The sequence below is a fragment of the Okeania sp. SIO2F5 genome (assembly GCF_010692685.1).
GTDB classification, from domain to species: domain Bacteria; phylum Cyanobacteriota; class Cyanobacteriia; order Cyanobacteriales; family Microcoleaceae; genus Okeania; species Okeania hirsuta.
Map to the genome: position 1 here is coordinate 15,708 of NZ_JAAHGU010000062.1, position 23,930 is coordinate 39,637.

At 35.8% G+C, this 23,930-nt stretch carries 15 protein-coding genes; 4 read left to right on the forward strand and 11 right to left on the reverse strand.

Annotated features, from left to right (window positions below):
• Positions 1 to 69: 69 nt before the first annotated feature.
• The 3 genes from F6K27_RS18955 to F6K27_RS18965 all read right to left on the reverse strand — a co-directional run bounded on the left by F6K27_RS18955 (position 70) and on the right by F6K27_RS18965 (position 6,048).
• Positions 70 to 3,015 (reverse strand): S-layer homology domain-containing protein, encoded by a 2,946-nt coding sequence (locus F6K27_RS18955; protein ID WP_287277270.1) that lies wholly within the window; start codon positions 3,013 to 3,015, stop codon positions 70 to 72.
• A gap of 1,029 nt (positions 3,016 to 4,044) precedes the next feature.
• Positions 4,045 to 4,701: a polysaccharide deacetylase family protein gene (locus tag F6K27_RS18960; RefSeq protein ID WP_287277269.1), complete on the reverse strand. Its 657-nt coding sequence runs from the start codon at positions 4,699 to 4,701 to the stop codon at positions 4,045 to 4,047.
• Between the two features lie 237 nt (positions 4,702 to 4,938).
• Entirely contained in the window at positions 4,939 to 6,048 is a 1,110-nt protein-coding gene (locus F6K27_RS18965) for a CAP domain-containing protein (protein WP_287277268.1), read from the reverse strand.
• A 1,009-nt stretch (positions 6,049 to 7,057) separates the two neighbouring features.
• Here F6K27_RS18965 and rd point away from each other — a divergent pair.
• Both rd and F6K27_RS18975 read left to right on the forward strand, forming a co-directional pair.
• Entirely contained in the window at positions 7,058 to 7,222 is a 165-nt protein-coding gene (gene rd / locus F6K27_RS18970; protein WP_287277267.1) for a rubredoxin, read from the forward strand.
• A gap of 329 nt (positions 7,223 to 7,551) precedes the next feature.
• Positions 7,552 to 8,787: an NAD(P)/FAD-dependent oxidoreductase gene (locus F6K27_RS18975; RefSeq protein WP_287277266.1), complete on the forward strand. Its 1,236-nt coding sequence runs from the start codon at positions 7,552 to 7,554 to the stop codon at positions 8,785 to 8,787.
• Between the two features lie 1,070 nt (positions 8,788 to 9,857).
• Here the strand turns inward: F6K27_RS18975 and F6K27_RS18980 are convergent.
• Entirely contained in the window at positions 9,858 to 11,483 is a 1,626-nt protein-coding gene (locus F6K27_RS18980) for a calcium-binding protein (RefSeq protein ID WP_287277265.1), read from the reverse strand.
• Positions 11,484 to 12,214: 731 nt separating this feature from the next.
• Entirely contained in the window at positions 12,215 to 13,426 is a 1,212-nt protein-coding gene (locus tag F6K27_RS18985) for an HhoA/HhoB/HtrA family serine endopeptidase (RefSeq protein WP_124155419.1), read from the reverse strand.
• Positions 13,427 to 14,760: 1,334 nt separating this feature from the next.
• Here F6K27_RS18985 and F6K27_RS18990 point away from each other — a divergent pair.
• Positions 14,761 to 15,621 carry an ABC transporter permease gene (locus F6K27_RS18990; protein ID WP_353736021.1) on the forward strand — a complete coding sequence of 287 codons (861 nt, stop codon included), beginning with the start codon at positions 14,761 to 14,763 and terminating at the stop codon, positions 15,619 to 15,621.
• Between the two features lie 659 nt (positions 15,622 to 16,280).
• Here the strand turns inward: F6K27_RS18990 and F6K27_RS18995 are convergent.
• Positions 16,281 to 17,549, reverse strand: a complete 1,269-nt coding sequence (locus F6K27_RS18995) for a ribulose bisphosphate carboxylase small subunit (protein ID WP_287277264.1) — start codon at positions 17,547 to 17,549, stop codon at positions 16,281 to 16,283.
• A 336-nt stretch (positions 17,550 to 17,885) separates the two neighbouring features.
• Here F6K27_RS18995 and F6K27_RS19000 point away from each other — a divergent pair, with 336 nt between their 5' ends.
• Positions 17,886 to 18,671, forward strand: coding sequence for a hypothetical protein (locus F6K27_RS19000; RefSeq protein ID WP_287277263.1), 786 nt, complete (start codon positions 17,886 to 17,888; stop codon positions 18,669 to 18,671).
• Between the two features lie 1,579 nt (positions 18,672 to 20,250).
• Here the strand turns inward: F6K27_RS19000 and F6K27_RS19005 are convergent.
• The 5 genes from F6K27_RS19005 to nuoH all read right to left on the reverse strand — a co-directional run.
• Positions 20,251 to 20,451, reverse strand: a complete 201-nt coding sequence (locus tag F6K27_RS19005; protein ID WP_124146093.1) for a hypothetical protein — start codon at positions 20,449 to 20,451, stop codon at positions 20,251 to 20,253.
• 423 nt (positions 20,452 to 20,874) lie between these two features.
• Positions 20,875 to 21,180 (reverse strand): NADH-quinone oxidoreductase subunit NuoK, encoded by a 306-nt coding sequence (gene nuoK, locus F6K27_RS19010; protein WP_192901159.1) that lies wholly within the window; start codon positions 21,178 to 21,180, stop codon positions 20,875 to 20,877.
• Between the two features lie 27 nt (positions 21,181 to 21,207).
• Positions 21,208 to 21,822, reverse strand: coding sequence for an NADH-quinone oxidoreductase subunit J (locus F6K27_RS19015; RefSeq protein WP_124146095.1), 615 nt, complete (start codon positions 21,820 to 21,822; stop codon positions 21,208 to 21,210).
• A gap of 364 nt (positions 21,823 to 22,186) precedes the next feature.
• On the reverse strand, positions 22,187 to 22,801 hold the full coding sequence (ndhI, locus tag F6K27_RS19020; RefSeq protein WP_287277262.1) for an NAD(P)H-quinone oxidoreductase subunit I: 615 nt from the start codon (positions 22,799 to 22,801) through the stop codon (positions 22,187 to 22,189).
• Positions 22,802 to 22,893: 92 nt separating this feature from the next.
• A partial coding sequence (nuoH, locus tag F6K27_RS19025) for an NADH-quinone oxidoreductase subunit NuoH (RefSeq protein WP_287300903.1) occupies positions 22,894 to 23,930 on the reverse strand: 1,037 nt, incomplete at its 5' end.

Consider the following 23,930-nt stretch of genomic DNA (forward strand, 5'->3'; position numbering starts at 1 on the left):
ATGAAAATTTTTTTTATACCGAACCCGAGCGGATTTGATATTACTACATCTATAGGACTACCTATAATTTTACTGTTTGATCGCAGACCCATAAATTTGCCATAACTGAATAATATTATCTTGCGAAACACTTACAAGTTGTTTGCTATCTGGACTAAAAACAATTGCACCATCACCTTTGATACTTCTCAACAATTTTCCAGTACCAAGATCCCACAGATTAATATTACCATCCTCACTACTACTAGCAAGTATTTTTCCATCTGGACTAATTGCGATCGCCTTAATTGCCTGAGAATGTTTTTCTAGAGTATAACGTACTTTCCAGCTTTCCACATCCCAGACTAAAATCTTACTTTCTCCCTTCATCGCATGAGCAATAGTTTGCCCATCTTCACTGAAAGCGATCGCTTCTATGCCACGATTATTATTTGTATTGGGTATAGAAAGATTTTTCAACAGTTGCCCTTGCTCTGCATTCCACAGTCGAATAAATCTCGGCCCTCCACTAGCTGCCATGCGCAGGCCACCAGCGCCAAAAGCAATAGGTTGAGTACCATTCATCCTGTGCAGTAGTTGCCCTGTATAAATATCCCAAGATTTCATTCCGCGATCGGCGCTGCATCCTATTACTGCTCTGCCATCAGCGGTGAAACCAACAGCAGTTACTACCCCTGAATGCAAAAAACTGACGAGCATTTCTCCTGTAGGAATATCCCATAATTTTACTGTACCATCTCCACTTCCACTAGCTAGAGTTCTTCCATCTGGACTAATTGCTACTGAGCGCACATTAGCTTGATGACTGGATAAAGTATCTAGCAATTTGCCTGTTTGTAAGTTCCACAGTAGGATATCTTGACCGCGACTACTGGCTAATATTTCTCCATCAAAACTAATGGTTACAGAGAAAGCAGAATCTGGTTGCTGATTAGATAGAGAGCGAACTAACCTTGGTGCTAGCACTAGATCGTTACTAATATCTGGCTGCGTTTCTGTATTTTCTGTTTCTGTGGTTGTTTGGGGTGAAGTTTCGAGTTGTTGTGTTTCAGGGTTATCGTCTGTTTCTGTTGTTTCTGGTGGAGATGTTATTGATGGAAGTGTATTTTCTATTTCTGTGGTTGCTTGAGGTGAAGTTTCGGGTCGTTGTGTTTCAGGGTTGTCGTCTGTTTCTGTTGTTTCTGGTGGAAGTGTATTTTCTGTTTCTGTGGTTGCTTGGGGTGAAGTTTCGGGTCTTTGTGTTTCAGGGTTATCGTCTGTTTCTGTTGTTTCTGGTGGAAGTGTATTTTCTGTTTCTGTCTTTTCTGTAGTTATTTGAGGTGAAATTTCTTCCGTGTCATTAGTCGCAAAGGTGACAGTTTCTTGATTTTCTGTAGCAGTATTTTCAGGCACAACTACATTTCTGCTAATTTGTCGATCGCTATCATAACCTTTATCTACTAAAAATTGACGCAAACTATCAAAATATACTTCGCGATCGCTGTTTTGATATACCTTTTCTATTAATTTCCAACCATCTTCTTTTTGACCTAACAAATATTTATTTGCTAGATAAGCTGCCAAAACTCCTTTGACATTTTGATTTTGACTAGAACGCTGATAAAATTCTAGCCAAAGTTCTGAAGCGCTAGTATTTATTTGTACTGGATATTGCCTAGTAACATCTAACATTTCTCCTTGACGATACTGCCAAATACGAATGGGAAATCTAGCATCATTTCTATTAGAAAATACGTTAGCAAATCTACCATCAACACTTTTAAATTCTGGAATATTATCTTTATCTAAATCTGTGAGTCTATAATTTACATTTCCCCAGAAATGACGCAACATAGAATATTTATTTCGTGTTGGTTCGTAGAGATAAATTAATGAATAAGTACCACTATCAAATACAACATCACTATTATTTATAGTTACTAAATCTACTAATACTTCTGATTCTCCATTTCCATCTAAGTCTAGTAACTGTACTTTCACGAATCTACCTGCTAATACTTCCATTTCAGTGTCAGATTCTGAGTCACCTGCTAAAGATTTAACTGGTATTGGTTCATTTAAAATAATTTCTCCATCTCTGATAATTTTCAGATTTAAGTTACTTACTAAATCTGTATTATTTGCTTGTTCGTAAATAATTTCTGCTTGTAAATTACCGTTGCCAAACCTTTCTACAATTCCTGGTGGTTCTGTATTTTCTGTAGAAGATTCTGGAGTAGTTTCTGAGTTAGTATTTGCCGTAGATTCTGGAGTAATTTCTGGTGCAGTTGCGGTAGTTGTTGATTGAGTATCTATATCAATTTTGGCAATGTATTCTGAGGGAACTTTAGAAACTAAACTATCATTATTTGTTTCAAAATTTGCAATAGATTGACAGAGAAAAGTAGCCACCTCTGAGCGAGTAGCATCTCGATTAGGATTTAGTTTCCTCACATTTGGATAATTTACAACAATACCTTTTGCTGTTGCTGCGGCAATAGATTTTTTCGCCTCTTCAGGAATTGCTTCTGCATCTTCAAAAATTGCGTTTAAATTTCGTTCTACAGATGCACTTGCTCGATAATTTAATCCTTCACTTAAAGCTGTTAATACTTGCCATCTTGTAATTTTGAGAGTAGGGTTAAAAGTTTTGCCTATATATCCGGATATAAAACCCATTTCATAAGATTTTTTAATTGCATTATAAGCCCAATAATTTTGAGGAACATCTACAAATTTAATCGGGTCGCGGATTAATTTTGCATCTGGAAAAGCCCTAGTAATCATTGCAGCAAATTCCGCTCTAGTTACAGGTGCATTAGGGCGAAATGTTTGATTTTCATAGTCGCCAGATATTATTTTTCGGTCTAATAAATCTTCAATACAAGCTTGAGCAAAATGATTTTGTATATCTTTTAAGGTTGTTTGACCAAGTGCTGGTTTGATAATTTTATGGTCAAATAACTTGGGATTGATTATGGTACTTAATGTTACAACTAAAGCAACTACAGGATGCCATTTATAATTTTTTATCATTAATTTTCCTCTACCAATTTTGAGTTCTAAAAAATAGCTCAACTTTTGTCATCTGAACTACTCAAGACTACCTTGAGAAGAAAGCTTTGATTACAGACTGACAATTTCTTATTTTAGCCAGTTTATTCTATCTTTGACTAAAGAAAATTATATTTGGTTCCATTTTCATTAGACATCTCCAAAAAAGAGGGAATAGGCAATAGGCAATGGGCAATAGGGAGAAGTAATTAATAATTTATGGATAAGAATTGATTTTCTTTTTGATCTTTACCAGAGGTCTATTAGACATTTGTCAATCAAAAAATGGGTGCTTTTTAGAATGTTTCATTCAGGATTACGAGAAAAGGCTTATTTCAACAATTAATAATTACCTTTTCTTAAAATTGTAGGATTATTAAAAGGATTTTTTATCGTTGTAGGGCGACAACCAGTATCCCAGTGAAGGAGAGATTGTAAAACTTAATTATTCGATAATTTATCAAAATAATATGGGTCGCGCAACCCCGCCTTTTAAGGCGAAATATTTTTGGATAGTTGCTCAAATCCCCGTTACAAAAATCACTTCTGTACGGGCGAACGGCCGTTTGCTTCGCATAACTATTGTTAACACCCCTACTGAATTCTGACTTCTAACTTCGTTAAGGAGAGTTTTATTGATTGAATAATTAATACCAATTTGATAATTCTTTGCTACAAATAACTATGTTATTTCTTAGGATTAAGAATGAATAGCTTTGACACCATTTTTGATGTCATCATTTATATTTTTATTTGAATAAAAATATCCTCTATATTCTTTTGTTAGCCCTGATTATTCTCAACATTCTTTTTTCACGCTTGATATAAGAAGCAAGAAGAAAAAAATGATAAATCTACAGCATATTTCAAGTAAATGAGGTACAAATATGAAGAGCAAAGTGTTTGTAGTGCAGGCATCTTGCCCGCGAATGGTGTACCTTACTAATATGAAGTGCGCTGTATTTATTGATCTATCTTTCGTTACTTAATTCTATCTGTTTTGTTTGTTTGTCACATTTTGTCTATGGTAATAAATTTGTAATTTTTTTCTAGTAAAATCGGAGTTATTTCAGCAGCTATTTTTGCCACATCTTGACCGCCATAAAATCCATCATGCAAAACAATAATAGAACCATTAGAGGTTTGCTGAACTACTCGATTAACTACAACTGAAATTCCTGGTCTAACCCAATCTTCAGGTACTACACTCCACATAACATTTCGATATCCCCATTCCTGTAATAACTTTAAAGTTTGAGGTAGAAATACACCATTGGGAGGACGAACATCACAAACTAATTTTGCTTCTAATCCACAAGCATTATAGATAGAAAGCTGCGTTTTTTTTAAACTAGATTTAAGTTGAATAGGAGTTAGTTGAGGAAATGATATATGTTCGTAGCCATGTAAACCAATCCAATGACCTTTTTCATATACAGCTTTAGCTATTTCTGGATAACGATCTATACATATACCTAACCAAAAAAAGTTAGCTTTAATCTGATATTTATCTAGAACTTCTAATAATTGAAGTGTATATTCTGGATGTGGTCCATCATCAAAAGTAAGAGTAATTTCTGATTTTTGTGTATTTCCTTGCCATAAACAATTAGGGAAAGCTGATTTTAATATTGGATGTAAAATAGGAAATAAAGGTGCTAATGCCATAGATATAAATAGAAGTTATTTTGCCCTAAATTATATCTTAAAGAAGGAAGAAGGAAAAAGCAAGAGGAGGAAAAGGAGAAAGTTTTTTTGATCACTAATTATCCAGACATAATATTACAAGGGTATATTTGCATCAAAAGTTTAGAGGCAAACAGCAGTAAATGGGATAGAGGCAATAATTGAAAATACTTCAAGATACCCCACCTCTCCATCTCCCCATCCTCCCCATCTCCACCTCTACAAAGGTGTTCCAAATACTTGCGTCCAATAATTATTGAAATTAACGCTACCAGTATCATTTTCTAAGAAATAGTAACCAACACCAATTTCCTGCAAATTTGGATCGAGAATGTTGGCGCGGTGTCCTGGACTATTCATCCATCCTTCTACTACTGCCTCCGGTGTCAAATACCCTACCGCAATATTTTCTGCCCAAGCTGAAAAGTCGTAACCTGTAGTTTCAATACGATCGCCTGCTGAAGAACCATCTAACCCTGTATGGTCGAAAAAGTCTTGCAGTGCCATATTCTCTGTGTGAGTTTGCGCCGCCTGACCTAATAATGGGTCTGTGCTGAGGGGAGATAAACCCAACTGGGTGCGCTCTTGGTTGGTCAGTTCGACAACTCTATTAATGAAATTTTGATTATCTGTTTCAGTATTCAGACCTTCTTCAAATAAAAAATTGGCGCTACTGAGACTCCCTGCAGACACATTATTTACTAGCGCTATAGTTTCTCCAGTGAGGCGATCGACTATCGCAGTATTTTGCTGACTACCACTACTATTTTCTAGACTGATATTGTCAAAACTTAAACCATCGGGTAGTTGAATTATATCAATACCATTTTCAAAGTCAGCTATTTCATCCACACCTGCACCACTTTCTAAGACAAACACATCGCTACCTGTTCCACCATTGAGAGTATCCTGTCCCAAACCACCACTGAGAGTATCATTATCCCGATCACCAAATAAAACATCATTGCCCTCGTCCCCAAAGAGGCGGTCGTTATTTTTGCCTCCAAATAAACTATCCCCACCATTGCCCCCTCTAACAACATCAGCTTCGCGATCGCCACGAACTAAGTCGTTACCATTGCCACCTTCTACTGTATCATTGTCTTTCCCACCCATTAAAGTATCGTTGCCTCCCCCCCCAATAAGGCTATCTTCACCCCGGTTTCCCAGGATGAATTCCGAGTCTGAAGACCCCGTAACTGTATCGTTGCCACTAAGAGCAGCTAACCCATCGGGAAAATTAGCGAGTTCTCCAGGAGAAAGAGCGATCGCTTCTGCATTATCGGTGGCGAGTAAATTATTGCCATTAGGTGTGAGTTCGGTTTCCATTTGTTACCTGTTTTATTAGTTTTTTTTTACTTAGACAGGACTTACGCAGAATCGTTATATCCAGTAGGGGCGAATGGCATTTGCTAACGCAAAGCTCCGCTAACGCCCCCTACAAATAGGCATTTACCGAATAATTAATAATTAATAATTAATAATTAAATAATTCTGGTTTAAAGCCGACCCTTTTAAGGGGAAAAAAGCGGTCGATATTCGTAGCTTCCCGAAGGGTGGGATAGATGGGTTTCCTAACCATATCCAATCGACCAAGAGAAGAAATAATATTTCCTTATATTCAATCAAGGACGGTTTTAACCAGAGGTAATTATCAATTATCAATTAATGAACCCCTACGGATAGCATATTGTCTAATAATTTATGTAAGTCCTGTTAGAATTAAATTCTGGTCAAAGCTGGTTTAATTTAACAATTAGTAATTGTCGCAAATTCAAATTAAATTCATACATCTACCCGTAAAAACACATATTTAGATATCTGGAAGAAAAGATTCACAAAACAGTAGTAAAAATTACTGAGAAATTGTTGTCTAAAGTCTCCCCTTTTAAGGGGATAAAAAAAACAGAATTCCCTATTTTCGTAGCCTCCTTATTGCAGAGGTACTGATAACTGATAACTGATAACTGAAATGACCCTTCATCTCCCATTTTTCAGATAGATAAACCACAAAGCCAAAACTACAATTAACAGTACAGACATTCCGGAAAACATTCTTGCTTTGGTCTACTTTGACCGAAGTGAGTAAAAGACCATCAAACAGTTGTAGTGGTGCATAGTAATGGTAGAGAGAGTTTGGGGAGTTTGGAGACCCACCCCTAACCCCTCCTGGGAGTGGAATCTGGGGAGTTTGGGAAGAAATTAAAAAATATATCTCTTCACCATTACGCGAGCAGGACAACCCAAAAAGTTAACAAAACTTTGCAATTTGACAGTGGAACCTCTAACCCACAAACTTGTAAAATCCAGGTGAACTATTAGAGAGGAATAGATTAAAATGAAAAAATATGTCTGTAATGCTTGTGGATATATATATGACCCAGAAGAAGGAGACGAAGATTCAGGAATAGCACCAGGAACACCCTTTGAAGAAATTCCCGATGATTGGATTTGCCCAGTTTGCGAAGTAGGCAAAGATGATTTTGAACCAATAGAAGAGTAACTATAGCGCTACGCGCAAGTCAGAAGTCAAAACTCAGAAGTCAGAAGTAATCTCTGACTTAGTTTTTCCTGCGAAAATGCTGCGCAAACAACATTTAGTAATGTTCTAAGTTATGCTTCGACTGCTATAATATATAGACTGCTATAATATATATATTTCAACAATTGATAATGAACAATGAATAATGGATAATTACCTCTCTTTGAAAGAAGAGAATTGAACTTAAGGAAAATATTTTCTTTTGATTTTCTTCATAAATGAAGAGGTCTTAGACCAAATTAAGCAACTATCAACTATTAATTATCAATTATCCATTATCCATTGATAAAATGTTTTTCCCACCTCTTAAAATTGTAGTTGTAGGTGGGGGAGCAGCAGGTTTTTTTGGAGCGATCGCCTGTAGCACCCCCCACACAAATGTGACCATCTTAGAAGCAGGGCGACAAACTCTGGCTAAAGTGCGTATATCTGGCGGTGGTCGTTGCAATGTTACTCACGCTTGCTTCGACCCAGGAATTTTTGTTCAAAATTACCCCAGGGGAAGTAAAGCGCTTCGGGGTGCATTTAGTCAATTTCAGGCTCGTGATACTGTGGAATGGTTTACTGCAAGGGGCGTACAGTTAAAAACAGAAGCAGATGGACGGATGTTTCCCACTACTAATGATTCTGCTACAATTGTTGAGTGTTTAACTAGGGTCGCATTAGACCGAGGTGTGAATATTCGCACGGGTGCAGCAGTGGTTTCTTTAGCACGAAAGTCAACGGTGGGGGATAATAATTTATTTGAAATCAGATTAAAATCGGGAGAAATTGTGGAATGCGATCGCCTACTTTTAGCGACTGGTAGTAGTCCTCTTGGTTATCGTTGGGCAAAAGCATTGGGTCATCAGGTTATAGCACCTGTACCTTCTCTATTTACTTTCAAGATTTCTGACCCACGTTTCCAAGGGTTGGCAGGTATTTCGGTTGAGAATGTTTGTTTACAACTGCCGATGGCTAAATTAAAACAGATAGGACCTGTACTTGTGACTCACTGGGGTTTAAGTGGTCCGGCAATTTTGAAATTATCCGCCTGGGGTGCAAGATTTCTCCATGAAAATGACTATCAAGCTAGTTTATTTATTAATTGGTTATCTAAGCTTAACCCAGAGGATATACGAACACAGTTATTAGCACTCAAAACTCAGGAAAAGAAAGCGATCGTTAATAGTTGTCCGTTTTCTTTACCGCGCCGTTTGTGGGAAAGTTTAATTATTGCTGCGGATATTGACCCGCAAAAACGTTGGGGGGAGTTATCAAAGAAAGCTATTAATAAGTTGATTTTAGAATTAACTCAAGGTAAATATCAAGTTCAGGGTAAAGGGGTTTTTAAGGAAGAGTTTGTTACTTGTGGTGGGGTGAATTTGAAAGAAATTAATTTTAAAACTATGGAAAGTCGTTGTTGTCAGGGGTTATATTTTGCGGGTGAAATATTAGATATTGATGGAGTTACAGGAGGCTTTAATTTTCAAAGTGCATGGACAACTGGATGGTTAGCAGGTCAAGGGATGAAGGTTAGGTGTTAGGGGAGTTGGAGTGGGGGAGATGGGGAGTGTGGGAGTGGGGGAGATGGAGATATTGAGAAAGATTTGGCAATGGTGCTCAGATGGAACCTTTTTCAGCGTTGCTGAATTGAGCGGGTTTGATATAAAAACCTGAAAAAACTTAAATCAGGACTTAGGCAAATTGACTTTGAAACCACCATCTGTAGGGGCAAATGGTATTGGCTAACGCCAAGCTCCGCTAACGCCCTCACTATATCTAGAATCACCATCTGTAGGGGCGAATGGTATTTGCCCTCGCTTACAGCGCTTTTGCCGATCTCTGAATCACATCGTCATAACCAAAAACCTGTAGGGGCGACCAAAAACCTGTAATATCAGGCGTTGCTGATTCTAGGTATGATTTGATAATTTTGTATTTGGGATTTTTTATTTTGGATGCTTTGAACTACTTGTTAATATTAACTTTTCCCTATTCCCTCCATACCTATTCCCTATAAACCTACTTTCATACCTTAATTCAGCAATGCCTAATATCAAATCCAGTTAATTGCACATAGAATCTGCTGATATAATATCTGTTTATAATTCTATAATTAGGGCTTACCGATCAATTATCAAACCATTGACAAGTAAAGCTTTGAGCCTTCTTGGATTCCCAAGGGGTGCGCTTGTTTTAGCCTAAAACCTTCAAAAAGTTAGCATAAAGGGCAAACTAAGGACAGAAAAATTGAGACACAAAACTTAGATCCTACCTTCTGGCTAATTCCCATTTCTCCAGTATAGCTGTCTCCAGTATAGCTATCTGCTACCCCTACTAAAAGACTTTTGAGCGCAAACCCTAATTACTTCAAGACTAGACATCTCCACCAAAAGAGGGAGTAGGGAGTAGGAGGAAAGAATTGATAATTTATGTACGATAATTGATTTGATTTTTGATGATTGCAGATGTCTATTTAATCTCCCATTTTCCCCTCCTGGGAGGGGTTAGGGGTGGGTCCCCTACTCTCAACTATATAATAAGTATTCGACCGGATTTGATATAAGGGCGATCAAAAACCTCTAAGGGCAAATGGCCATTCGCCCCTACTATGTTAAATCAAAATCAACCCACTTTGAACTTCCAATTCCGTGATACCAATAAAAATCGCTATTAAATCCCCACCTACAAAAACTCCAGTACCTCCTTGAGTCTCTATTGAAGAAGGACCCAACACAACTCCATCGCCACCAAACGTAATAATTACATCACCTTCAAGATTATCAAAATCAGTAATTACCCCATAATCACTACTACCTGCACCACTATAAAAAGCAACATCACTATTACCTAAAACAAAGGTATCAGCACCCGCACTACCAGTCAAAAAATCAATCTCATTTTCTCCAGACTGACGACCTGCACCAATAATAAAATCATCACCAATACCACCAACAATAGTATCATCGCTCAAATCTCCACTGAGGGTATCATTTCCTCCACCACCATCAAGAAAATCATTATCTTTACCACCAAATATTAAATCTTCAGACTCTCCCCCACTCAATTCATCATTACCCAACTCTCCTAAAATGAAATCAGAATCAAAACCACCATCAACTATATCGTTACCCTTACCTCCACGAATAGTATCATTACCTGAATTTCCCTCCAGACGGTCATTATCTTTATTACCAAAAATACTATCGTTACCATCATTGCCAAAAATAGTATCATTACCTTCATTTCCGGCAACACTGTCATTGCCTATCCCTCCATCAAGGCGATCGCTATCTTCATTCCCACCAATACTATCGTTACCATCATTACCAAAAATACTATCACTACCGACATTGCCGACCAAACTATCATCACCCCCACCCCCATCTATCTCATCACTACCTTCATTACCAACAACAGTATCATTACCCTCACCACCATCTAGAAGATCGTTATCTTGATTGCCCAGAATACTATCATCTCCTATTTCGCCATTAATGGTATCAGCTCCTTCATTACCAAAAATGGTGTCATTGTCTATCCCCGCAAAAATACTATCACTCCCGGGACTACCAAACAAACTATCTTCACCTGCTTGCCCATCAATTGTATCATTACCACCAAGTCCAAAAACGGTGTCATTGTTAGGAGTGCCTTGAATAAACTGAGGAGTATTATTACCAATAATGGAACCTGGTGGAAATTGACCGTCTGGTATGAAAGGAGGTGCAGTAGGAATATTTACACCATCAATAATACTGGTACTATTAACATCTATTCTGCCATTTTCTAGAGTTACAGTTCCAGAAATTGCGATGGGTTGATTTGGCTGTAAATTTAAAGCTATAGCATTAAATTCATCTAATAAGTTAACAAAGTATATTTGACCATTAGAATTTAAAATAAATTGGCGATCGTCAACTACAAAACCAACAGTTCCAGATATAGTTTGTAGTCCGACAATTGGTGGTGGAGGTCTGGTCGAATCATCGTTAATCAGAATAGTATTGATTAGATTTAATCGGTTATCTTCTAAATTTATAAATCCTGTTACTGTGATTGATTGACCAATTTGTAAGCCTAAGATTGAAGTATTTAGTTCATCTATAAGGTCAACAAAGAAGTTTTGACCATTGTCAGCGGTCAAAATAAAAGTATCATTACCAGTAATAGAAAATATTGTTCCTGCGACTTCTGTTAATGTTAATTCTAATTGGGTTCTGGTAATAATAGTTGTCATAATTTATGGTTTTAGTTGATATTTGCTGAAGAAGGAAGAAGAAAGAAGTGGATGGGGACTCAAACCTCAACCAATTGTAAATACCGTGTAGACGGCGGGATCTTAAACCCAAAAGAAAAAGATAAATATTGATAAATAGCTAATGTTAAACTTAAAAAATACTTAGTTTCTGTATTTCTATAATAGTCAAATATTGAATTGAATAGATAATAGAAGTCTAAGGAAAGGTGAAGACATATCAAAAGCTTAAAACTCAGATATAGGACTACGGATTTAGGTTAGGACACTACTAAACCCTGTTTGCGGAGCATTGACCTAGGAAAAACGAGCGTCAGAGATTACTTCTGAATCCATGACTTTTGACTTCTAACTTGCGCGTAGCGCTATATCTCCAAAAATTATACAAACTTCTTCTGAAACCTTTGTAGGGACGCTCCATGGAACGTCCCTACTATTTTGATGATAATGACATCCTACTTAGATGTATAACAGAAGGAAGAAGGTAGAAGGAACAATCTGGCGTTACCTGAGTTTTCAGCTTTTGATATGTCTTCACCTTCCCTTAAACTGCTACAATATGAAATCAGGTTATACCATTATCGTAAAACTACCTCTACTCAATACATACCTTTCACGGAATACCCCTAGATAATTTCCATACTCAATTCTTCCTTTCTCCTGACTCCTGAGGACTGACTCCTGAGGACTGACTCCTCAATCATAATCAAAATTTATTCCGATTCAACTGAGAGGGGAAAAGTATCGGGTTTCACGAGAATTGTAGCAATCTTACGATTACGAATTACTTCCAGTGCTAAATCTTTTCCAACTAAACTTTGTTCTACCTGTTGCTGAACTTCTACTGGACTTTTAACTGCCACTCCACCTACTCTCTGAATCACATCTCCTTGACGCAAGTCAGCTTTAGCTGCTGGAGAATCTTCTATAACTCGCATAATCACAACACCCTGATTTTGCTGAATATTCATGTCTAGTCGTTTATTAATTTCATCTCTGACTTCTGGCGTTAAATCAACCATTGAAATACCTAAAAATGGATGGTCTACTTTCCCATTATCAAATAACTCATCAGCAATTCTTTTTGCCGTTTCTATCGGAATAGCAAATCCTAATCCTTGAGCATCAGCTCTAATCGCTGTATTGATGCCAATTACTTGACCACGGCCATTCAAAAGTGGGCCACCAGAGTTGCCAGGATTAATCGCGGCATCTGTTTGAATAAAACGGACTCGTTTGTCTGGAATACCTACTTGAGAACTGCTACGACCAATAGCACTGATAATTCCTACCGTCACAGTATTGTCTAAACCGAGAGGATTGCCAATAGCGATCGCCCATTGTCCCGGAATTAATTTTTCTGATTTGCCAATGGACACTTCTGGTAGACCTGTGGCCTCAATTTCAATTACAGCCACATCTGTGAGTGAGTCTACACCTTTAACCTGGCCTTCAAAAACTCGACCATCTTTCAGTGTCACCTGAACTGTATCAGCTCCACTAACTACATGAGCATTTGTAATTAAGCGACCATTAGAATTAATAATTACTCCAGAACCAGTACCACGTTTAACGCGTTCTTCTGGAATAGGCAAATTTTCCCCAAAGAAACGTTTAAATAAGGGATTTTGAAAAGCTTCTGGAACTTGAGTTGTTAACTTTTTAGCTGCATCAATACGGACTACTGCTGGACCTACTTTTTCTACTGCTTGAGCAATAAAGTTATAGTTAGTCGGTTCAAGTAGAGTATTTTCAGAGTTTGAAGGTGACGGGTAATCTGGCGGTTGCTGCTTGACTACAGGTATTACATTAGAGTTTATGGTCAAACCTTTGGCTTCGATATAACGATGACCCAACCATCCTGTGCCACCACCAATAGATAGTAGAGAAAAATATAAAGTCAATTGCTTGAAGGATAAAGTCATTTTTTTCCTGGGATATAATTCTTTGGATTTAGATATAGATATTTAAGAGGTAAGATCAGTATAATTGGCCTTTTTCAGATTAACAAAAGTAATTCGATTGATAATTTAAGGACTTTTTTTGCCTAATTTTTGTCTAACCCCCATTCACAAGGTTTCTTGGTCTAAAAAAGCGCTTTGGACGAGCAGATATAACATTTCTCAGTAAGCGTGAGTTACACTGCTGGAGATCCCCTACTACCCCCCTTGACAAGGCAGGACTAATTCTTTGTCCTCAGAGAATATTCATAAGAAATACAAAAAATTGTGCAAGCAAATATAAGAATCTCCCCACATTCCGCTCCTGGGAGAGGTTAGGGGTGAGTCCCCATCTCCCTATAAATTTTTTTCTAGTGACAATAAATTGACCCTATCCTTGACAAGGGGGAAACCGGAAGTCCTCCTTTTTTAGGGGGATCGTTGATGTACCGAAAACTGCTATATTAAATTTCTAGTTGTAGTGGCACGCCACTTGAAAAATTCAAAGAATATGTTGAACAGCAAGAACCTCCTAATTAATTTTTTTGCTGGTCGGGATTCAACAGTCACGCTAACTTACCTTGTGTTCCAGATCTTTTCCCGATATTTTAAAGATAAATAAAAATTTGTAATGTCCTACTATATTTATAAGATTATAAGTTACCTAATATTAAATTAAGTCATTAGATTGTTGTCAAAACCAAATTTAAGACTTTTACCTTATTTATTGTTAATTAGTTTAAAACATCTTAAAAGACATGAACCTATCCCAGTAATCAGATTTTTAGTAAAAGTCCTAAATATTTTAAGAGTTAAAAACGAAAAATTCAGCTTTTCAAACACATTTTACTTAAATAAATAAGTCTGTTAATAAATAAGCGTGTTAAAAATAGTGGAATAGGTTCACTGATTTTCAGTATTTTCTCCAAAGCACCACATTCATACAAATTTCTGATTAATATCTCTGTCAGGTGAAAGTATTTGTGAAAGTGAGTGCATTTTATATCTGTAATTTTGATAATTCCGCTACCGTAAGAGTTATTTTAGGCTTTGTTGCACTTGGATAGAAGGTAACAAAATCTATATGAGCTTGAGATGCTTAACTATACTCACACCTTAGCTTGTGGCATTAAAATTTAGTAATCTTAGTCTACTAATATCATTCATTATAGTTATACAGGGTCTGGCAAACATTTTCTGGGAAGAACTAAGATAATGAATTTATTTTTCTTTTTTTAAGGTAAACTATGGGAACTTTCGCATTTAGATAAATTGGTATTATAAAAAAACTACAGATACATAATAGAATCTAGTCTCTGATGATACCTACTGAAATTAATAAGAACAAGAAACAACAATTAGCACAAACAAAACCACAAAATAAAATCCTGAATAAGCTACTTTCTCTTGAGATTATTGCTCCAATAATTTTAGGAATTATAGTACTGTTAACCTGGGAAATTTCCGTGAGAGTAATGAATATTCCTCCCTATTTATTCCCAAGTCCAATATTAGTATTTCAGACAATGATTCAGGAATGGAATCAATTATTTGCTTCTATGTTAATTACCGTCAAAATTACAGTTGTTGCCTTAGTAGTAGCAGTAGTTTCAGGGGTGTTAATTTCCATGTTATTTGCTCAGAATAAATTAATTGAAAGAAGTTTGTTTCCCTATGCAGTAATTTTACAGACTACTCCTATTGTTGCTATTGCTCCTCTAATTATTATCTGGTTCAAAAATAATACTTTTGCAGCTTTAATTTTCTGTGCTTGGATTGTCGCATTTTTCCCGATTATTTCTAATACTACTTTGGGATTAAATAGTGTTGATAAAAATTTGAGCGATATGTTTAAGCTATATGGAGCATCTCGTTGGCAAACTCTAATTTATTTGAGATTTCCTAGTGCTTTACCTTATTTTTTAGGTGGGTTAAAAATTAGTGGCGGTTTAGCATTAATTGGAGCTATAGTAGCAGAATTTGTTGCAGGTACAGGGGGGACTCGTTCCGGTATTGCTTATCAAATTTTAATCTCTAGTTACAACTTAGAAATTCCTAGAATGTTTGCTGCTTTATTTTTAACTACAGGTTTAGGAATAGTTATCTTTGTTTTGTTTACAGTTTTATCAGATTTTCTATTAAAAGATTGGCATGAAAGTTCTCTACAGAAAGATAGTTAAAATATAAGCATTCAGGGTGCATCTCAATGCGTGAATAAAGCCAAAAAATTATCGCTTTTAGGCAACAGCTCCGAAAGGCAACAGCTCATCTGGGAATATACTGGAAAAAAGTATTTTTGCACATACAGAGATACACCCTATTCATACCTAATGTTGAATATAATTGCTTATCGCTTAATTGAGATGCACCCAGCATTCAGCCGTCAGCCATCAGCTATCAGCTATTGCTTTTTATTTAGGATAAAAGCAATATTTAATTGTCTTATACCATTTTTATATGAGGTTGCATAGAATTTGAAATTCATTAAATCAATCTATATTTATCTACACTTACCTGTGGTCAATTATGCTTTAAATATTATTCTACGCAGCTTCATTTCAATTTGGTATTACTACAAAAGTTGGCTCCCTTGTCCTTAAAGTCTATTTTAATTTAAACACTGTCCTAAAATAGAGAGTCTTGTTGCTGATAGCTGACAGCTAATAGCTAAATGCTTACTTTAAAATTTAGGAGGGGTCAGGAGTCAGTAGGATATGCTTAAAAATAGCTGCTTTTTGATTTTAGATATTTATTTCTATCCTTTTCCCCTTTTTTCAATATTTACCCCCTCTTCCTTCTTCCTTCTTCCTTCTGCCTTCTTCCTTCTTCCTTCAAATATCTAATTTGGTTTATGAATAATTTTCTCAACTAATCTGCGCTTTACATTAGAGTCAATTCCAATCAACCTCACATAATCATTTTGATGTTCAGCTAAACAATTTTCTACAGCATTAATCACCTCTTTTTCTCCCTGACTATCTATTGTTCCACAACTTTTCCATGACCCTGTTTTATATCTACGCTTATCTGCATATTCCATTCCAATTTTCAAATCATCTTGGAGAATTTTTTGCACTTTTTCTCTAACTTCTGAACTGAGATTATTATTTTTAACGTTATGATTAACCCTATTTTCTATTAACTGATTAGATATAGTTACTTCTGGAGATAAATAGTTAGAATTTGGCGCAACTTTTTCCGACCGCTCTACCTGAGCACCACCGAATAATCGAGATTGATTATATTCTTCAACTAATCGCAATTCTCGGATACGTTGTTGTTCTCCAACCATAATTTTTCCATATTCTAGAAGATGAGATAGATTAAAATTAGGTTGGGGAAAATCTGGAATTTTTTCTACAGAATTCACTACCCGTTTGGAAATATTTTCTATTCCTACTTGATGAATAAAATCACGAATCTGTTCATCATATATTCGACTGCGTAAAGCACTGAAAAAATCTATAGCTTGGTCAGAAAATTCATCTACTAAATTCTCAATATCTCTGGCAGAAAGTTCATCAGTTTTAAATATGCCACCCACTATACCAATTCTATCTTCTCGATTTGGTTCCCAATAAAATTTCTCCATTCGACCATCTCTAATTAAAGGTGCATAGAGGGTAGAAAAATCATTTCCAGTCACAATAATTGGTATTCGATGTAGGGGAGTTTCATCATAACTACCAGGCAATTGTACATTAGTAGGATTATCAGCAATATTCATCAAAGTAGCATTTACTAATTGAGTATTTACCGTATATTGAGTACCCCCATCAAATCTACCAGCACCTGCATCTAAGTCATTAATAAATAAGGCGCACATTCGACCTTGAACTTTGATTTTTTCTGATGCTTCTCGATAACGTAAACGTAATAAACGTGCTGGGTCTCCTGCATCTTTACTTTCTAATTCTCCGCCAGATATTGTGACAGGTTCAATTCCCATTTTTTCAAATACTAATTGGCATTGAAAGGTTTTTCCTTCTCCTTTTCGTCCATGTATTCCTAATATTAAAGGCATTCTTACTCTAGGTAAGTCTAAGAAATTTTTGGTAATATGAACAGCTAGTTTATCTATAAATCTGGGTGATATGTAATATGGCATTTCAGTTATTAGTTATTAGTTATTAGTATCTGAGTTTGAAAGTGTAGGTTTCAAACCTTATTTCTTAGTCACCATATCATTTTTCTGGCAATGTTTATCAAGTTAATGTTTGTTGAGGTTTAAGATTACTCTTTGAAATTAAATTTCCTTTCTTTAAGCTTTAAGAAGAATTTTAAATTTTCAGTGGATTTAGGTTTTTTATCTAATACACGAGACTCTACGGTAACTGCGATATAATTAATAGTTATGCTTTGAGTGTACAACGCTTGCTTGAAAAACACTCTAACAAGTGTCAAGTTAAAGGAACAAATTCGATGTTACCCTCTGAATTACTTTATGAGTGACTTGAAATTAATTTATCAATATAAAGATACAACTTTAGTTCAGCCAGAAGTTAGGTTTGGTGATTACCCTCCTTCAAAAACAGAGAAAAAGTTTGTTAGCCGTCATGTTTATAAAAAAGAGAATAGTTCGCAAGATATTTGGCGTAAATTGGAATTATTAGAATTAAAGGAATTTGTCAAAGAGCAATACTGGGTATTAGTAGATTTTTTTCATGGGCAACCTGGAGGAAGAGAAAGAGAAATCAGCTATACTAGAGAAACTGGTTTAACAATTCAGAGATTTGAAGAAATTTCTTCAAAGCCAGGTATTAGCTCATCTCAAGAATTAGGAGCTGATGGTTTTAAATTGAGATATAAGGTGTCTCAGGAGTTAAGTAGATCGACAAGTGAAAGTATCACTATTGCTGAAAAAACTTCTAAGAAACACACAACTAAAATTCCACCCCAGTCTTTTGAGTGGTATTTTGCCATTTATCAGCTAATTGATGTATATACAATTAATACAGTACACTATAGGTTAAACTCAACCTCTTTAGAGGCTTTGAAGCTAAGTTCTATGGTGGTAGGTTCATTTTCATTCCCTTTAGCTGGACTTTTGTTAAATCCTTCCAAAGAGGTTATAGCAAGGACAGATAAAGCAAAAGCAGACGTAGCTAAGAGAAACTTTGCATCTGGGTTAAAGCAGTACAGTGGTAACTCTGACTACACCTTTAAGTCAGAGACTTTTGAAGTTCCAACTCTTTATTTTTGCGAGAAATGTGACCCACCATTAAAGTAAACTATTCCAGGTGTGGTGCAATATAAAGTTGAACTGGTTAACGACAATATAAAAAGATGAAAAATATTGGTAAAAAGTCTACTTCTATTCCTACTATTAATTTTTTCCTAATGTAGTGCTAACTTCTGCAACACACATAAATGTATTTTTGTCAATTGCCAGTTAAATAGGGTCGAGAAAATTAGTTAGTCATCTTTCAAGCAATAAAGAGCGATCGCTACCTAAAATAACGACAGAATAAGGGTTTACAAGTTTATTTTTCCATTAAGCAATAAAACTTCCTTGGATTATAATTAAATTTACCATATCACGAAATTGAGAAAAATCGCTGAAAGTATTGAAATTTTGTTAGTTTATTCACCAATATTATTGTCAGAGATTGATAACAAAGTTTTAAATTTTAAAATACACAACCTGAAAAGTATAATTAAAACTTGTCAAAAATCTCTGACTACCATTGAGACAAAGATTTTGAGAAAAAAAAGACATCTATTTGGTATCTTTGTCCGCGATTAAATTTTTGGGCGTTGCTGATTGGTAATGATTTTTAGATTAAGTATCAACGTAAAATATAAGCTTTTTCTTTGTTGAATAAAAAGTCATTTTTAGGGGCGAGCAGCACCCAATGATTACATCATATCATAACCTTTTTGGAGATGCAACGAGAAATACCTTGCCGTTTTTTTTAAGCTTCACAAAATGCAGATTAATCATCCGTGTATCCGTGGTCAAATCCTTGTCTAGCAAGAACTTCTCCCACTCTGAAAAAAACTTTTTCAATGTTGCTCAAATTTAATAGTAAGTAGCTGAAAGTAAAATTGAAAAACTTATATTCAGCAAACCCTACTTAATCTAAAAATCATTACCACTCAGCAGCGCCAATTTTTGAGTTACGAGTCGGTAAGTGGAATAGAGCCAACACAGAAATATTTTCATTTTGTTCAGCTCCTGCAAATCTTTCCATCTATACCTCCTAAGTGGAAGATCGCCAACATTTTCATTTGGTTAAGCTCCAGGCGCGCCAAAGGATTTCCGCTTCCATACTCACAATTTTTGTGATATCATAAAATTTATAAGGAATTGTTCGCCCCTACGTATGACTTTTTATTCAACTATTTTCCCTAACTGAGAGACAATCAAATCTTCAGGAATTTTTCCCAGGAGCAATACCAGAAATATTTTCATTCTGTGAAGCTTCCATAAATAGTGGTTTTTTCTCATCAAATCTTTCCATCAATAACTCCCCAGTGAAAAATCATTAACATATTCATTTTGTGAAGCATCCTAAAAAATGCGGCGTGCCAAAGGTTTTTCGGTTCCATGATCACAATTTTTGTGATATCATAAAGCTTATAAGGGTTTGTTCGCCCCTAAGCATGACTTTTTATTCAACAAAAGCATAGCATAGTTTTGATTGCGATCGCTCAGTTTGCAGAAAGGAAAGTTAATGTAAATGTAAAAGATACGGTTAGGGGTTCTATGGAATGTGGAGTCGTTGAAGTTTTAAAACAAATTAAAAAACCCAATTTCTTTTGCTAGTTGAAACTGGGTTTTGGAATAAAAATAAATATAAAAATAACTAAAGAGTTTGTCTAGAAATCAACTTTTCAAAATGAGCCTGAGTTTGCTGCAACATTTCCTCACGACCATCTTTTGCTTGATTAAGAGAAGGAACTAAATTACGAGCGTGTAAAGTCATGTGAAATTGTAAATCAGCCACATATTCACTAACATCTTGATGTAAAGAACAAGATGGATATTTTTTAATTTCTGAATTCAAAATTTTTTCCTCCCCTAAATTATTTGAGCTTGTTTATGATTAGAAACGGTAGCACGGAAATTATTTTATGTTGCAGCTTAGTAACGAAGCTTAATATTTTTCAGTAAATAAAATTATATTTCTTTACATAGTATTTAAAAAAAATTTTTCGACAATAAATAGTTACCGAAAAATTGTGGTTGAAATCCTCCTATTTTAAGAGGATAAAAAGAAAAAATCTCCTTTGAGTCAATCCTATCAGTTTTAAAGGAGAGGTAATTCTAAATTCTTAATTATAAATTCTTAATTCTTGAAATCCAGATGCACAGGAATACATTTAAAACTGCTCAAATAAAACATTTTATAGTATTAAAAAGTAAGCATTCAAATATTATTAACTAAAGCTGAACGCTGAATGCTAACAGCTGAATGCTTACCTTAAAATTACCACTTTAATAAATTAAACTGTTCCATATCTACCGTGTCACGGTTACGATAAATTGCAAGAACTATCGCTAGACCAACAGCCGCTTCAGCAGCAGCAACAGTAATTACAAACACAGTAAATACCTGACCTTTAATATTCTGGGGGTCTAAGAAATTAGAAAAACCCATCAAATTTAGATTTACAGCATTAAGCAGTAACTCAATAGACATCAGCACCCTAACTGCATTGCGACTGGTAATTAAACCATAAATACCTATACAAAAAAGTGCTGCGGCTAATAACAAAAAATACTCCAGTTGCAATTGCATAAACTTATCAACTCTTTGAATTTAATTATTAGAAATTTCACTAGAACTAGACACTAATTCACGGGGACGTTCTGGTAAACTTAAAACAGGTGTTTGAATCTCAGTCGGTACTTCATCAGGCAAAATATCTCGACGAGCCAAAATAATAGCACCCACCATTGCCATTAACAAAAACACAGAAGCAAGTTCAAAAGGAAGTAAAAAATCACTAAAAAAGTGTCTACCAATTAAAACAATTGAACTTTCTGTATTAGCAACACTAGCACCAGGAATTGACCAAGAAGTAGACAATACCATGGTACTTAGTAGGGCAAATAAACCAACGCAAACTAAAGCTGTAGCTATTTTTCTAAACCAAGCATTAGGCAAAACTTTAAAATCTTCTCGTTTATTTACAAGCATAATTGCAAATAAAATCAAGACATTAACAGCTCCAACATAAATCAAAACTTGGGCAGTAGCCACAAAATCAGCATTTAATAAAAGGTATAAACCAGAAATACTCATAAATACTCCACCCAACAAAAATGCTGAGTAGACAATATTAGAAAATAACACTACTCCCAAAGCAGCAGCAATCATCATTATGCTTAATAAAGCAAATGAAACAAATTGAACTCCTTGTGCTAAATCCACTTTTTATTCCTTTTGAGATTTGTTTATTTTGAATTCTATTAGCTATTAGTTATTAAACGTAAGCATTCAGCGGTCAGCTATCAGCTATCAGCTATCAGCTATTGGGGTTATTACCTTATAAAAAAGGAGAAAAAAGCAATTGAGAGATTTCAAAAAATTAAAATTATGGGTAAAAGCCCATCACTTAACCTTAGCAGTTTATCGAGCCACATCTACATTTCCCTCTATAGAGTGAAAATTTAGTAGAAGTTCAACGAATCCTTGCTTCATTCATTCAAAAGCTGTTTGCGTAGCATTCCAAAGGAAGAGCTGACCGCTAATAGCTGAATATTACTTCACAACTAAATAACTAATAAACTAATAGCTATTTTTCTGTAGTCTCTGCCACTGGTTTTTCAGCTTCCATTTGTTCAAGAATTTCTTCCGGACGAAGACCAGCGCGACGTGCATTTTGAGGAACTGTATGAGGGTCTATCGCTCCCTTAGGTAAGTAAGCTAATTCTCGCATAGGAGTTACCATTGGGTCATTTGTTACCTTATATGGTAATCGTCCCAGGGCCACATTATCATAGTTCAACTCATGGCGGTCATAAGCTGCTAATTCATACTCTTCCGTCATGGATAAACAGTTAGTTGGACAATATTCCACACAATTACCGCAGAAAATACAAACACCAAAATCAATACTGTAATGCTTGAGCCTTTTCTTTTTGCTTTCTTTATTAAATTCCCAATCAACTACAGGTAAATTAATCGGACAAACCCTTACACAAACTTCACAGGCAATGCACTTGTCATATTCAAAGTGAATTCTGCCTCGAAATCTTTCAGAAGGAATAAGTTTTTCGTAGGGGTATTGTACAGTAACCGGACGACGGCTCATGTGGTCAAAAGTTACAGATAAACCCTGACCAATATATTTAGCAGCTTGAAAAGTTTCTTTAGCGTATTCGCCTACTTGATTGAGGAATTTTAGCATGGCGTTCTCTCCTAGGAAGTCTAATTAATTAGCAAAAGTAATTTTAGATTTTTGATACAGTTTAATCTAAAAGTCTCAAATCAGCTATGGATTTATCCACCAAAAGCAAGTGGAAAGGCTAACTTTAAGGCTGCAGTTAACAGTAGATTTACCAAAGCGACGGGTAAGAGAAACTTCCATCCCAAGTCTAATAATTGGTCAATTCTGACCCTTGGTAATGTCCAACGTAACAAAACAGCAATGAATACTAGAAAATAAGCTTTGAGCAATGTCATAGTAATGCCCAAAGTCGCAGTAATTATTTGTAGCCAGGGAGTTGTTTCACTTACTCCTAACCAGTCACTGAGAAGTCCAACTGGTATGGGTGACTCCCAACCACCTAAATATAAAATTGCGACAAAAAGAGCGGATAGAACTAAATTAATGTAAGACGCTAGGTAATAGAGGGCAAATTTCATCCCTGTATATTCTGTTTGATATCCCGCTACTAATTCTTCTTCTGCTTCAGGAAGGTCAAACGGAAGTCTTTCACATTCTGCCAATGCTGATATCCAGAAAATGAGGAAACCCGCTGGTTGTCTCCAAATATTCCATCCTAAAATGCCATAGCCTGATTGTTGCTCAACAATATCAATTGTGCTGAGACTATTGGACATCATCACTACTGCCAGTACAGCTAAAGCTAAAGGTATTTCATAGCTAATAGACTGTGCTGCTGCTCGTAAACCTCCTAGTAGAGAATATTTATTGTTGGAGGCATAGCCAGACATCAGCAGACCAATTGGCTGAATACTGGAAAGAGCTATCCATAAAAATATTGCTACCCCCAGGTCTGTGATAATTAAATTTTGTCCAAAAGGAACTACTAGATAGGACAAAAATACTGGGATGGCTACTATTACAGGGCCTAGAGTGAACAGTAGAGGGTCTGCTTTAGAAGGAACAACGTCTTCTTTGAAAACTAGCTTCAAACCATCAGCTAAAGGTGCTAGAGTTCCCAAAGGACCAATGAATTCTGGGCCAATTCTTTGTTGAGCTGCTGCGGAGATTTTTCGCTCTAGCCACACTGTTACTAGAACACTAACAGTAGCAGCGGCAATCATTAATAACATGGGTAATGGTAGCCAAA

Coding starts and splice junctions, on each gene's coding strand:
- F6K27_RS18960 (WP_287277269.1), bottom strand. CDS start 4,701: ATGGCATTAGCACCTTTATTTCCTATTTTACATCCAATATTAAAATCA.
- ndhI (WP_287277262.1), bottom strand. CDS start 22,801: ATGCTAAAATTCCTCAATCAAGTAGGCGAATACGCTAAAGAAACTTTT.
- F6K27_RS19000 (WP_287277263.1), top strand. CDS start 17,886: ATGAGTGACTTGAAATTAATTTATCAATATAAAGATACAACTTTAGTT.
- F6K27_RS18965 (WP_287277268.1), bottom strand. CDS start 6,048: ATGGAAACCGAACTCACACCTAATGGCAATAATTTACTCGCCACCGAT.
- F6K27_RS18980 (WP_287277265.1), bottom strand. CDS start 11,483: ATGACAACTATTATTACCAGAACCCAATTAGAATTAACATTAACAGAA.
- F6K27_RS18955 (WP_287277270.1), bottom strand. CDS start 3,015: ATGATAAAAAATTATAAATGGCATCCTGTAGTTGCTTTAGTTGTAACA.
- F6K27_RS18990 (WP_353736021.1), top strand. CDS start 14,761: ATGATACCTACTGAAATTAATAAGAACAAGAAACAACAATTAGCACAA.
- F6K27_RS18985 (WP_124155419.1), bottom strand. CDS start 13,426: ATGACTTTATCCTTCAAGCAATTGACTTTATATTTTTCTCTACTATCT.
- F6K27_RS18995 (WP_287277264.1), bottom strand. CDS start 17,549: ATGCCATATTACATATCACCCAGATTTATAGATAAACTAGCTGTTCAT.
- F6K27_RS18975 (WP_287277266.1), top strand. CDS start 7,552: ATGTTTTTCCCACCTCTTAAAATTGTAGTTGTAGGTGGGGGAGCAGCA.
- rd (WP_287277267.1), top strand. CDS start 7,058: ATGAAAAAATATGTCTGTAATGCTTGTGGATATATATATGACCCAGAA.